Consider the following 12,473-nt stretch of genomic DNA (forward strand, 5'->3'; position numbering starts at 1 on the left):
ATATGTATTTTGGTTAGTAAATATTACTAACTAAAGAAAGATGCTTTCAAAACAAATTATATAACTATTCTGAAAATTGTAAATGTTACTAAATGACTATTTGGGCATGATTGCCAATAGTTCTATTGTAATGTGGATAAGTTCAAAATAAGTAAAAATAAAAGATGATTTCTTAATTATCTAAATTTTATAAAAATATGATTGTAAACATTTCCAATTTAATGTATAAATTAATTAAGCTTACTAACTAACAAAAATGATTAGGGCCGTGATGTTTATGATGAAGAAACTTTCAAATGAACAAATAAGAACCAATAACAAGAAGCTCGTTTTACAGTGTATTAGAAACTATCAACCAATATCGCGGGCAGAGATAGCGACGAAGCTTAGTTTTAGTAAGCCAACAGTTTCTTTGCTCGTGGATGAATTAGTACAAGAAAACTGGATTCATGAAAAAGGGAGCGGAGAGTCCTCTTCACAAGGTGGGAGAAGACCTATTCAACTTTACTTTAATGAAAAGGCAGCTTATGTAATTGGAGTGGATATTGGAGGTACAAATGTAAAAACAGTTATTTCTGATCTCAGTGGTAAGATTATTTGTTCAAGCTATTTTAATACTAGAAAACATTTGGAGAACTTACTGAAACAAATCCACAAAGAAATTTACGATATGATTCATCGGAGCCAATTGGATGAAAATTTAATATTGGGAATGGGAGTTGGAGTACCGGGTATTACTGAGACAAATACTGGGGTTGTTGTGGAAGCACCAAGCTTAAATTGGGTCCGATATCCCTTTTTAACAGAGGCTGAGCGTCACTTTTCATTCCCTGTTTACGTTGATAATGATGTCAATGTAGCGGTCCTTGGAGAGCAATGGTTAGGCAGAGCAAAAAATAAAGACAATGTCCTATTTATAGCTATAGGTACCGGTATTGGTAGTGGAATTATCATTCATAATCAGTTGTATCGTGGTTCCTCTTATGGGGCGGGAGAGCTCGGCTATATTGTGACTGATAAAAACGATATGAAAAAAGAGTTTAAACCTATTTTTCACCGTTATGGATATCTTGAAAGTGTAGCTGGTGGAAAAGCTATTGGAGAAAAATTAACAAGGCTTATCCAACAAGAAAGGAATCATCCTTTGTATGCAGAAGCCATTACATCTGAATTAACAGGTAAACAAGCATTTACATTAGCACAGGCAGGAGATGTGACTGCTCTTTCTGTTGTGGAAGATGCCATTGAACATTTAGCCTATGGAATCATAAATGCTGCATCTTTATTAAATCCTGAGGTTGTTATTTTAGATGGTGGTGTTATGAAATCTTCGGATTTTATCCTACCTAGGTTACAAAAAATCGTTTTTCAGTATCTTCCAAGTTCTGTAGAAATATATCAATCTCAGTTAGGTGAAAATGCAGGGGTAATAGGCGCGGTTTCTCTATTTCTAAGGGAGTACGATAGCGTTTTGAATTAGAACAATATCTTTTAAACTCTCAAACTATCATTTTATTAAAGTAGTTCTCTATTTACGGTTCTTAGTGGATCATTTGATCTACATGAAGAATAAATAAACTAATTTCTAGGGGGAAAATCATGTTTAAGAAAAAAAGTTTTTTTATGCTTTTTCTTGTTGCATTGATGCTTTTTGTGTCCGCGTGCTCTGGTAGTGATAGTTCCTCAAGTGAAGAGACTCCATCAAAGGATAATGATGATGGCACAACTGAGGAAACAGCAGAAGCTAGTGGGAACCTTGTCATTTATACTGCTCGTGACCAAACCGTTGTTGACCAAGTTGTTGGAATGTTCAATGAAAAGTATCCTGATATCCAGGTTGATGTTTTAACGATGGGAGCTCAGGAAGTGCTGGAACGTATTCGTGGAGAAAAAGCGAATCCACAAGCTGATTTTTGGTGGGGTGGAACACAATCAGCCTTTATGACTGGTGCGAATGAGGATTTACTAGAACCATTTAAGCCGAGCTTTGATGCTAGTATTTTGCCGGAACATAAAGACCCTGAGGGTCGTTGGTATGGGGAAATGCTTCTTCCAGAAGTGATTATGTATAACTCTGATATGCTTTCGAAAGAGGAAGTTCCACAGGATTGGGATGATTTACTTGATTCGAAGTGGAAAGATAAAATCATCATTCGTGGTGTATTAGCATCAGGAACAATGAGAACAATCTATTCCGCCATGATTCACGAACAAGGCGCAGATAATCCAGAAGCTGGGTATGAATGGCTTAAAAAGCTTGATGCAAATACGAAAGAATACGCGCAAGATCCTACAAATCTATACTTAAAACTTGCTCGACAAGAGGGAGCACTTTCCCTTTGGAATCTTCAAGATATTCTTATTCAAAAAAATCAGCACAATCAACCATTTGATTACGTCTATCCAACAAGCGGTGCTCCAATCTTAGTAGATGCCGTTGGACTTGTAAAAGGTGCAAAAAGTATGGATAACGCTAAATTATTCTATGAGTTCTTATTTGCTCCGGAAACTCGTGCAACGTTAGCTGAAGATTTATACCAAATCCCAACGCGTACGGATATTGACAAAGCTTCAATGCCTGATTGGTATCAAGATCTTGATCTTAAGGCATTAGACCTTGACTGGGAAGTAATGGCTGAAAAAGAAGCAGAGTGGATGCAATATTGGGATGAAAACATCAGAGACAAAAATTAATAGTTTTTTATAAAAGGGGTGAAGAAGTTTTTTCACCCCCTTTATGCAATTTCTAGGGGACCTATTATGTCTTACAGATAATTTGTTGGTTTTACTTTATTTACAGCGAGGTGTTTGTAATGAAAAATGTAAGACTTGAAAATGTTAGTAAAATGTTTGGAACTGCAATTGGGGTGGAGAATGTTGATATTGACGTCAAACCTGGTGAGTTTTTTACTTTTTTAGGTCCATCAGGATGTGGTAAAACGACAACTTTACGGATGATTGCCGGATTTTATTATCCGACGAACGGGAAAATATTTTTTGATAATAGAGATGTGACGACTCTTCAACCAAACAAGCGGAATATTGGAATGGTGTTTCAAAACTATGCCCTTTTTCCTCATATGACTGTATTTGAAAATATTGCTTTTGGACTTGAGGTCCGTAAAATGTCAAAAGCAGTTATTAGAGAAAAGGTGGAGCGTGCTCAAAAACTTGTTCATTTAGAGAAATATGGGGCTCGGAAAATTAACGAGCTTTCTGGAGGGCAACAGCAGCGTGTTGCTTTAGCACGTGCACTAGTTATTGAACCAGATATCCTCCTTCTTGATGAACCACTTTCTAATTTAGATGCTAAATTACGTGAGGAAACAAGAATTGAGATTAAAAGATTGCAAGTCGAATTAGGCGTTACAACCATTTATGTGACACATGATCAGACCGAAGCTATGACCATGTCTGATCGTATTATGGTTATGAAGGAAGGGGTGGTCCAACAGATTGGGACTCCACAAGAAATCTATAATCAACCTTCCAATCATTTTGTAGCCTCTTTCATTGGAGAATCCAATGTACTCGATGGAGAAGTAATAGAAATAATTGGTGATGCAGTTAAAGTGAAATTGGATGATGATTTCTATTTAAATGGTTCAATGAACCAAACAGCGAATGGGAAAAAGCTAGTTGTAGGTGAGAAAATTAAATGTTCGATTCGTCCAGAGGCTGTGTTTGAAGGGCAAGGAACGAATGAATTAAAAGGCACCATTCAGCTTGTGGAATTTACAGGAGTGAGCATCAATTATGTTGTTGAAGTTGGCTCTAACATCATGAAGATCATGATTATCAACAAGGGGAATCAAATCCTTAACCGCGGCGATTCAATTACTCTTCACGTACCGGAAAATGGAATCTACTTGATTGGTGAATAGGAGGTGAAGGCATGAGTACAAATCAAGCTATTGTCACACGGGATAACTGGTGGGCTCGGCTTACGCGTTCGAAATATTTTGTTTATGTGTTAATCTCTCCATTATTTTTAATTCTTCTAGCTTATGTTATATATCCCTTTTACCAAACCTTTATTCAAAGCATTGTTGGTGAAGAAGGGGCAACTTTAGAAAATTATAAGCGCTTTTTTGGTTTAACTAGTACCGCTAATCTTGAAGCGCTTTGGACAAGTGTATATATTTCGGTAATAAGTGTGATTACCTGTGCGATTGTTGGAGTCACGATGGCTTTTTTAATGGAGCGATATGAGTTTCCAGGACGAAAGATTCTTTCCGTTTTAATTCTAGTTCCAATGGCATTGCCACCTCTGGTTGGTGTATTATCCTTTACCTTTTTATATGGAGAAAGCGGAATTCTTCCAAGAGCAGTTCAAGCCCTTTTTAATCTAGAGCAGGTTCCATTTTCATTAAAAGGTGTTGTAGGGGTAATTGTTGTTCACACCTTTACTATGTATACATATTTTTATTTAACCGCAGCCGCGGCGATCAAAGGTTTGGATCCTTCCCTAGAAGAAGCAGCAACAAGCCTGGGTTCTGGTCGGATTCGTATTTGGTTGAAGGTCATTCTCCCGATGTTGACACCATCTTTAGTTGCATCTTCTTTACTTGTTTTCATGATTTCAATGGCTTCTTATACGGCCCCATTAATGTTTGGGGTTGAGCGAACGATGACCATGCAAATCTATTTATCTAGAACAAATGGAAATCTCGATATGGCAGCGACTCAATCTACAATCCTTTCAATTGTATCGATTTCTTTCTTAATTTTAATGAGGTGGTATCAAGGACGACGTAATTTTCAAAATCAAAGTAAAGGGATTGGTGTACATCGAACAGAATTACGTACCCAATTCGCTAAGTATATGTCAATGCTTCTTTCGTTTGTAGGAGTCATTATTTTGATGCTTCCAATACTTGTTCTTGTGTTAATTTCTTTTTCAGTAGACGGAGAATGGACGATTCAAATTATCCCAACTGCCTACACACTTGAGCACTATATAGATTTGTTTACAGATGAAAGGACGTGGCGCCCAATTTGGAACAGTTTGCAGATGAGCTTTGTGGCAACGGCAGGAAATATTTTGTTTGGTGTAGCAGCAGCATATGCTCTTGTTCGGATGAAATTTAAGGGAAAAGTCTTTCTTGATATTTTAATCATGGTTCCATGGGCACTGCCTGGTACGGTTGTAGCAGTTAACTTAATTGCTGCGTTTAGTGAACCAACTGTTTTCAGCTTTAATCAAGTATTAATTGGTACTTTTTGGATTTTACCGTTAGCCTATTTTGTGAGGCATTTACCACTTATTTTCCGTTCTACCTCAGCCGCATTAATGCAGATGGATGAATCGGTGGAAGAAGCAGCGAGAAGTTTAGGAGCAAACTGGTGGTACACGTTTAGAAGAGTTGTTGTTCCAATGGTATTCTCGGGTATACTTGCTGGAACACTGTTGGCTATGGTTCAAGGGATCGGTGAATTTGTTGCCTCTATATTAATTTATAGTACGAGAACGATGCCTTTATCTGTTGCGATATTTCAAAAAATGTATGCTTTTCAATTTGGAACAGCGTGTGCATATGGTGTACTACAAATTATTTTGATTATCACAGTTCTTTTTATTTCACAAAAGATTACAGACGGGAAAGCAGGTTCCGCTATTTAATAGGAGGAGATTTCATTGAACGCAATTGAGATTCATGGAAGAGACCTCAGTTTATTAGAGAATGCAAGATTTGCAGTTGTTCCATTAGGAAGTTTTGAATATCACGGACCACACTCTCCATTAGGGACGGACATTTTTTTAGCAGATGGATTTGCAAACTTGATTGACCCAAACTTAGGCGGGATAATTTTTCCTACTGTTCCTTATACAGCGTGTCCAGGAAAGACCAATAAATATAAAGGAACAATCTCTGTCCGCCCTAGCATTATTCAAGAATATCTGATCGATATTATGATGGGGATTATGGAACAAGGTATCAAGAAAGTTGTGCTTTTGAATGCACATGATGGGAATATGGGAGTGTCTCGAACAATATCTGAATATGTAACAGGTAAGTATTCGGACGCAAGTTTTTTACTTGTGAACTGGTGGCAAATGGTTGCAATCGATGCTGCAGAAGAAATTGGCTTTGAAGGTACAAAAGGGAGAGGGCATGGAGGACCATTTGAAATGTCTGCGGTAAAAGCCTTTCGTCCTGATTTAGTCCGTGTGAATAAAGAGGACCAAGAGTTAAAAGAAGTTCAACCTCTGTCCTTACAACCTTATATTCTTGTAGAAGGTACCCCTAAAGCATGGGATGGTTATACAGGTCTTATTCAACAGAGCTCTCATGAGAAGGGGAAGAAAATTGTTGAAAAAGCGATAGCTAATATGAATGAGTTAATCAAAAACTGGCTTGAAAATTAGTAGACAGAAAGGATTGACCAAAGTGAAAATCTCCCTAAGGGATCAAATTATCAAACAGGAAGGCACAACTTTTCCATCTAAAACCTATACTTCCATAGTACTCGAGCCTGCCTATAATGAAGCAAAACAACAATTTATTGAGTCAATGTTGGAGATTCACTATGCCCATTTAATCATGCTTGTGGAACAAGGGCTTGTTAGTAAGGAAGAGGCAAAAAAAATTGCTAAAGCAGTGGCGAACTTGGATATGGAGAATGTAAAGAGTAGAAGATATACCGGTGAATTTGAGGATTTGTTTTTTGAAGTGGAACATTCATTGATTGAAGATGCTGGTGATATTGCTGGGAATCTTCATATTGCAAGAAGTCGAAATGATATGGGGATTGCAATATATCGTATGACGCTACGAAAAAAGCTCTTATTTTTAGTGGAGAAGGCTCTAAAGCTGCGTGAGGCTTTAATCGAATTGACCAAAGAACATAAGGAAACTGTTATGATTGGTTATACTCATACACAACAGGCACAACCAACAACCTTAAGTCATTATTTAAATGCAATGACCGATATGCTTACTCGTGATATCTATAGACTTCAGGCGGCGTATAAGACGGTTAATCGAAGCAGTATGGGAGCTGCAGCATTAACAACATCAGGGTTTGCGATTAATAGGGAAAGAATGAAAGAACTTCTCGGTTTCGATGAAATGATTGATAATGCTTGGGATGCTGTTGCAGGTGCCGATTATATTGCTGAAGCAGCAACTGCAGTTCAGTTGTCAGCCTTAAATTTAGGAAGGTCAATGCAAGATTTCTTACTATGGGGAACACAAGAATATGGTGCATTTCTTCTTTCAGCACCTTATGTGCAAATTAGCTCCATCATGCCGCAAAAACGTAATCCAGTTTCGATGGAACATATGAGAGCACTATTATCAAGTGTAGCAGGAGATTGTCAGACTGTCTTACTGATGGCTCACAATACGCCATTTGGGGATATTGTGGATACAGAAGATGATATGCAACCTTACATTTGGAAAGCTATTGAAAAATTAGGTGGCATTTATGATTTACTAACATCTGTTTTACTCACGATGGAAGTGCATAAAGATGTTCTATTGAAAAGAGCGAAGGAGAGTTTTGCCAACGTGACGGAATTAGCTGATACCATTGTACGTAAGGATGGATTATCGTTTCGTCAGGCACATCATGTGGTAAGCTCAACTGTTAAAGAATTAATGAAAAATGGAAAGCTATCGTTAGAATCATTAACGTTGGAACTTTTAAATGACCAATTAAGAATTTTATTGGGAAAAGAATCTAATTTATCAGAAGAAGAACTAAAACAATGCTTGAGCCCTGAATATTTTGTTCAAATCCGAGATTTAGAGGGAGGACCAAGTCCAAGTAGAATGGACAAAACAATTAAAGTACGGTTAGAGGAACAAAGAGAGCTAGCAGACTGGCTAAATGCAAGAAAAGAGAATCTTAGCACAGCTACTTTCGAAGTTAAAAACATCATATCGGAATTTATCAGAGACAATGAGTAACTGTGATGTTCTAGAGATTTGAAAATATGCGAAGAAGAGGTCATACGAAATTATGACCTCTTTGTATAAGCTTCTTACTATTCTTTAAGACTATCAATTTCACAGATTAGCTTCACCTGAACTCACTCCTAACCAAGCTTCTTTACCATAGTAGCAACCTTTACATCTACACCATTTGGTTTTTGAACGATTTCCTCAGCGACGATGGCATAACCAACAGAACGGTACAAATTTATGTTTCTTGGTACGGCCATTCGAACCTTACAGCGTAAGGTAACAATTTCTTCTTTAATGGCGTAATCTTCTAATGCTTTTAATAGTTTCTTCGCAATTCCACGACCTTGCATTTCGGGAGCAACTGCTAATCTAAAAAAATATAAATGCTCTTCATTTAAACGAAAACGCACTGTTCCAACAGGTTGTCCGGAACTATAGCAAATGAAACTTTTCTCTCCGTCTTTTAAGGAAATTGAAACAGCTTGGGCTGTTTCTTCTAAGGCACTTGAAGGTGCTGCCTCTTCTTTATACTCTGTAAATGCCTTAATCATAATTTCATGTATTATGGGTGCATCTGACCAGTCCGCGAGCTTAATCTCCAAGTAAACCCCTCCTTTGATGTTGTAAATATACAATATTAAGAATGTTTAATCAAAATGATTTTTACTTATTGAAAGTACTAGATTTTTAAAGTATGTTAAATCTATTAAACGAATTAATAGAAAGTAGGTCACTAGCATGCAAATAAAGTATAGCCTTACAGAAGAAGACTATATAAATTTCAATCTTTTTCATATGAAAAATTCTCATACAGCTAAGAAGGCATTAAAAGTTCAAAGGTATTTAATTCCCATTGTCTACATGGTAGTAGCTTATGTTTTTGCAAGAGTATTAGACGGTTCGTATATTCTTTCTTTCAGTATTTTTGGTATCATGGGTATCCTTTGGATTATTTTCTATCCTAAGTATCATTACAATTTTGTTCTACGACAAGTCCGAAAAATGATAAAAGAAGGCAAGAATGAAGGACTATTAGGGGATCATCTGATGACGATTTCGGAAGATGGGATTCATGACGCGAATCCCCAGGGGGAAACGAAAGTTAGTTGGTCTGGGATTCAGGAAATGAAAGAGGACGAGCGGAATCTTTATTTATACAATAGTGCGGTGAGTGCGTATATCCTTCCGAAAAGGGAAGTGCTAGATTTAGAGGAATTAAGAACAATATTGAGTTTAAAAATCAATTAGACTCACGAAAAAAGACGTGGACAAACTCCAAGTCTTTTTTTCTTGGATAAAAAAATAAGCATTTTAAATGAAATATATTTGACAACAGGAGAATATACTCATATTATAATCTTAAAAGTTGCACAAGGGCAAAATATTAAGTTATGGTTAATATTCTTCGCTTAAGCAAATGGCACATGCATAATATGGAATATTCTATAGAAGTGGAATTCACTTTTTTTTAACCGAAAGTTGCCTTAGGGCAAAATAAAAGACAAGGGGAAAGATATATGGTCAAATCTAACAAAATCTCATTGTTTCAAGGAAAGAAGGGAAATCTAATTAAAATTTCATCGATCTCGTTGGAAGGTGTAATGCGAAGAAGATTGTTGGACCTAGGGTTTGTGCCTGGAGCGATTGTTGAAGTTATAAAGAAAAGTCCCTTGGGAGATCCAATTGCGTTTCGAGTTAGTCAAACCACGATTGCGTTACGAAAAGAGGAAAGCATGAAAATTGAAGGGGAGTTGGTGAATCATGATTAATTCATATCGAATTGCTTTAGCAGGGAATCCTAACACAGGAAAAAGTACGTTGTTTAATGCTCTGACTGGTTTAAGGCAGCATACGGGAAACTGGGCCGGAAAAACAGTTTCGTTAGCTGAAGGTACGGTTAAACATAAAGATAAGACCTATCAAATTATTGATTTACCAGGGACTTATTCACTCTTTTCCAATTCCGTGGATGAGGAAGTAGCACGTAATTATATTGTTTTTGAAAAACCAGATGTGACGCTCGTCGTTTTAGATGCGACATCTTTAGAACGGAATCTCAATTTAGCTTTGCAAGTATTAGAAATGACAAGAAATGTGATTGTCTGCATTAATTTAATCGATGAAGCGGAGAAAAAAGGAATTAACATAAACGAACGGATTCTTACAAGAAAACTTGGAGTTCCAGTCGTTAAAATATCAGCACGAAACAAAATTGGATTCCCAATGCTTTTAGATACTATTGACCGATTGGTGTCTGGAACAATCGAGTGTAACCCTGTACAGACGACATACAGCGAAGAAATTGAAGAAAAGATTACTACTATAGAATCAAAGATTCGTAGTTTAGTAGGGAATTCAATTTCTTCTAGATGGTTGGCGTTAAGATTATTGGATGGAGACGAAGCACTTCTTAATGAATTTAATCGTCGATTGGTATTGAATGATCAGGTGAGAAGGGAGGCATAGACCATGAACATGAAAGAATTATACTCAGAAGCTCAAGCGATATCATCCCCGCAATTAAGAGATGACATCGTTCAGCAATTGTATAGCAGAAGTCGTGAGCTTTGTGATGTAGGGGTTTCGTACACAAAAACAAAAGCTGACACACGTACCGAAAAATTGGATGCTATTTTCACTTCGAAGATTTGGGGATTTCCAATCATGCTAACGATGTTAGGAGTGGTCTTTTACTTAACGATTGCTGGTGCAAATATTCCTTCTTCTATGCTTGCAGAGTTCTTTGGCTGGCTAGAAAACTATATAACTAGCGCTTTTCAATTTTTGCATGCACCAGATTGGTTACATGGCATCCTTGTCTTAGGCTTGTATCGTGGTTCAACATGGGTGATTAGTGTTATGTTGCCTCCAATGGCGATATTTTTCCCAACGTTTGCCCTCCTCGAAAACTATGGATATCTTCCAAGAGTCGCATTTAATATGGACCGATTATTTAAATTTGTGGGTGCTCATGGGAAACAGTCGTTAACAATGGCCATGGGGTTTGGGTGTAATGCAGCTGCGGTCATGTCTTCAAGAATTATTGAGTCACCAAGGGAAAGAATGCTTGCCATTTTGACGAATAACTTTGTTCCATGTAATGGACGGTGGGGGACCCTAATTGTATTAGCCTCACTATTCATGGCAGCGAGCTTTACAGGTGGATTCAAATCACTGGTGACAACTGGAGTTATTGTTGGGATTGTACTGTTTGGAATAGTCGTTACCTTTTTCGTATCTTGGGCTTTATCCAAAACCTTGTTAAAAGGAGTGCCAACTCACTATACATTAGAATTACCACCATATCGCCGTCCAAAATTTTTCGATACAGTAATTCGCTCTTCGTTAACGAAATCTTGGACTGTGTTAGTTAGAGCAGTTAAAGTTGCAGCACCAGCAGCTATTTTAACATGGGTCTTTGCCAATATTCATATCGGCGACACAAGCATTCTGCTCCATGCGGTCGGATTCCTTGACCCATTTGGAAAAATGTTGGGCCTCGATGGATATATCATGCTTGCGTTTATTCTTGGTTTGCCAGCGAATGAGATTGTTCTGCCAATCCTATTAATGGGATATCTGTCAACAGGATCGTTAACAGAAGTGGATAGCTTAGTCGATTTGAAGCAAATTTTCCTTGACCATGGGTGGACGTGGGTAACAGCGTTAAATGTCATGTTATTCTCTTTGTTGCATTATCCTTGTGGAACAACTTTAGTAAACATTTATAAGGAAACTAAGAGTAAGAAATGGACGTTCCTAGCATTTTTGATTCCAACAGTGTTAGCGATTTTAGTTCCGTTTATCGTATATCAAACTGCTAAGTTGTTCGGATGGGTGTAATTAAAAGGCTCTTTTCTCAAACATTGTAGGTTTTTAATGATAAACTGAGAGTCAAAATTGTTATTTCAAGCAGAAGATTTATCGGAAAATACGAGAAAAGTGCCGTGACTTTCTATGCGTGGCAATATGCTTGGTATGAAGAGGAATGGCCGGCAATAGGACCATTCCATAAACACAATCCGTGCTAAAACAGCCAATTAAAAAGAGCAGTGATTGTGAAAAATCACTGCTCTAAACCTTACTTTAAGTTTTTATACAGATTGCCCATCTCAATCGCACCAACAGCAGCCTCGTAACCTTTATTGCCCGCTTTTGTACCGGCACGTTCAATCGCCTGTTCAATTGAATCGGTTGTAAGCACGCCGAAGATGATTGGGATGCCACTTTCCATGCCTGTGTTCGCAACACCTTTCGCGACTTCACTGCTTACGTATTCAAAGTGAGGCGTAGCTCCTCGAATAACAGTACCGAGTGTAATAATGGCATCAAAGCCACCTTGTTCTGCTAATTTTTTTGCTGCAAGAGGAATTTCGAAAGCACCAGGAACCCACATCACCGTGATATCTTCATCATTCACACCATGTCTTACTAATGCATCCTCAGCTCCACCGAGTAGTTTGCTTGTAATGAATTCATTAAAACGAGACACGACAATCCCAATTTTCAACCCAGTCCCAACCAAATTTCCTTCAATTACTTTTACCATTATGATTCACT

At 37.6% G+C, this 12,473-nt stretch carries 12 protein-coding genes; 10 read left to right on the forward strand and 2 right to left on the reverse strand.

The genetic code is table 11. The features are described from left to right. The first annotated feature begins 277 nt into the window (after window positions 1–277). The 6 genes from FAR12_RS18240 to argH all read left to right on the forward strand — a co-directional run bounded on the left by FAR12_RS18240 (window position 278) and on the right by argH (window position 7,916). Window positions 278–1,480, forward strand: a complete 1,203-nt coding sequence (locus tag FAR12_RS18240) for an ROK family transcriptional regulator (protein ID WP_246010440.1) — start codon at window positions 278–280, stop codon at window positions 1,478–1,480. Between the two features lie 119 nt (window positions 1,481–1,599). Beyond that, the gene (locus tag FAR12_RS18245; RefSeq protein ID WP_126410223.1) at window positions 1,600–2,694 is read left to right on the forward strand and encodes an extracellular solute-binding protein; all 1,095 of its coding nucleotides are present in this window, start codon (window positions 1,600–1,602) and stop codon (window positions 2,692–2,694) included. Window positions 2,695–2,813: 119 nt separating this feature from the next. Beyond that, window positions 2,814–3,884, forward strand: coding sequence for an ABC transporter ATP-binding protein (locus tag FAR12_RS18250; protein WP_126410224.1), 1,071 nt, complete (start codon window positions 2,814–2,816; stop codon window positions 3,882–3,884). An 11-nt stretch (window positions 3,885–3,895) separates the two neighbouring features. Beyond that, window positions 3,896–5,623: an ABC transporter permease gene (locus FAR12_RS18255; RefSeq protein ID WP_126410225.1), complete on the forward strand. Its 1,728-nt coding sequence runs from the start codon at window positions 3,896–3,898 to the stop codon at window positions 5,621–5,623. A 15-nt stretch (window positions 5,624–5,638) separates the two neighbouring features. Then, window positions 5,639–6,370, forward strand: a complete 732-nt coding sequence (locus FAR12_RS18260) for a creatininase family protein (RefSeq protein WP_126410226.1) — start codon at window positions 5,639–5,641, stop codon at window positions 6,368–6,370. 22 nt (window positions 6,371–6,392) lie between these two features. Next, window positions 6,393–7,916 carry an argininosuccinate lyase gene (argH, locus tag FAR12_RS18265; protein ID WP_126410227.1) on the forward strand — a complete coding sequence of 508 codons (1,524 nt, stop codon included), beginning with the start codon at window positions 6,393–6,395 and terminating at the stop codon, window positions 7,914–7,916. Window positions 7,917–8,044: 128 nt separating this feature from the next. Here argH and FAR12_RS18270 read toward each other — a convergent pair whose 3' ends face one another. Then, a complete protein-coding gene (locus FAR12_RS18270) occupies window positions 8,045–8,515 on the reverse strand; it encodes a GNAT family N-acetyltransferase (RefSeq protein WP_126410228.1) in 471 nt (156 codons plus the stop codon). A gap of 193 nt (window positions 8,516–8,708) precedes the next feature. Here FAR12_RS18270 and FAR12_RS18275 point away from each other — a divergent pair, with 193 nt between their 5' ends. The 4 genes from FAR12_RS18275 (at window position 8,709) to FAR12_RS18290 (ending at window position 11,756) form a co-directional block, all read left to right on the forward strand. Beyond that, a complete protein-coding gene (locus FAR12_RS18275; protein ID WP_246010441.1) occupies window positions 8,709–9,161 on the forward strand; it encodes a YcxB family protein in 453 nt (150 codons plus the stop codon). Window positions 9,162–9,430: 269 nt separating this feature from the next. Continuing rightward, the gene (locus FAR12_RS18280; RefSeq protein ID WP_126410230.1) at window positions 9,431–9,682 is read left to right on the forward strand and encodes a FeoA family protein; all 252 of its coding nucleotides are present in this window, start codon (window positions 9,431–9,433) and stop codon (window positions 9,680–9,682) included. Then, window positions 9,678–10,379 (forward strand): FeoB small GTPase domain-containing protein, encoded by a 702-nt coding sequence (locus FAR12_RS18285; RefSeq protein ID WP_126410298.1) that lies wholly within the window; start codon window positions 9,678–9,680, stop codon window positions 10,377–10,379. The genes FAR12_RS18280 and FAR12_RS18285 overlap by 5 nt, the downstream gene beginning before the upstream one ends. A 3-nt stretch (window positions 10,380–10,382) precedes the next feature. Next, window positions 10,383–11,756: a nucleoside recognition domain-containing protein gene (locus FAR12_RS18290; RefSeq protein ID WP_126410231.1), complete on the forward strand. Its 1,374-nt coding sequence runs from the start codon at window positions 10,383–10,385 to the stop codon at window positions 11,754–11,756. Window positions 11,757–11,994: 238 nt separating this feature from the next. On the opposite strand, the gene ribH is transcribed toward FAR12_RS18290, so the two are convergent. Further along, on the reverse strand, window positions 11,995–12,462 hold the full coding sequence (gene ribH / locus FAR12_RS18295; RefSeq protein ID WP_126410232.1) for a 6,7-dimethyl-8-ribityllumazine synthase: 468 nt from the start codon (window positions 12,460–12,462) through the stop codon (window positions 11,995–11,997). Between the last annotated feature and the right edge of the window lie 11 nt (window positions 12,463–12,473).

It is taken from the genome of Bacillus yapensis (assembly GCF_005280205.1).
GTDB classification, from domain to species: Bacteria; Bacillota; Bacilli; order Bacillales; family Cytobacillaceae; genus Robertmurraya; species Robertmurraya yapensis.

Coding starts and splice junctions, on each gene's coding strand:
- FAR12_RS18240 (WP_246010440.1), top strand. CDS start 278: ATGATGAAGAAACTTTCAAATGAACAAATAAGAACCAATAACAAGAAG.
- FAR12_RS18245 (WP_126410223.1), top strand. CDS start 1,600: ATGTTTAAGAAAAAAAGTTTTTTTATGCTTTTTCTTGTTGCATTGATG.
- FAR12_RS18250 (WP_126410224.1), top strand. CDS start 2,814: ATGAAAAATGTAAGACTTGAAAATGTTAGTAAAATGTTTGGAACTGCA.
- FAR12_RS18255 (WP_126410225.1), top strand. CDS start 3,896: ATGAGTACAAATCAAGCTATTGTCACACGGGATAACTGGTGGGCTCGG.
- FAR12_RS18275 (WP_246010441.1), top strand. CDS start 8,709: ATGAAAAATTCTCATACAGCTAAGAAGGCATTAAAAGTTCAAAGGTAT.
- FAR12_RS18280 (WP_126410230.1), top strand. CDS start 9,431: ATGGTCAAATCTAACAAAATCTCATTGTTTCAAGGAAAGAAGGGAAAT.
- FAR12_RS18290 (WP_126410231.1), top strand. CDS start 10,383: ATGAACATGAAAGAATTATACTCAGAAGCTCAAGCGATATCATCCCCG.
- ribH (WP_126410232.1), bottom strand. CDS start 12,462: ATGGTAAAAGTAATTGAAGGAAATTTGGTTGGGACTGGGTTGAAAATT.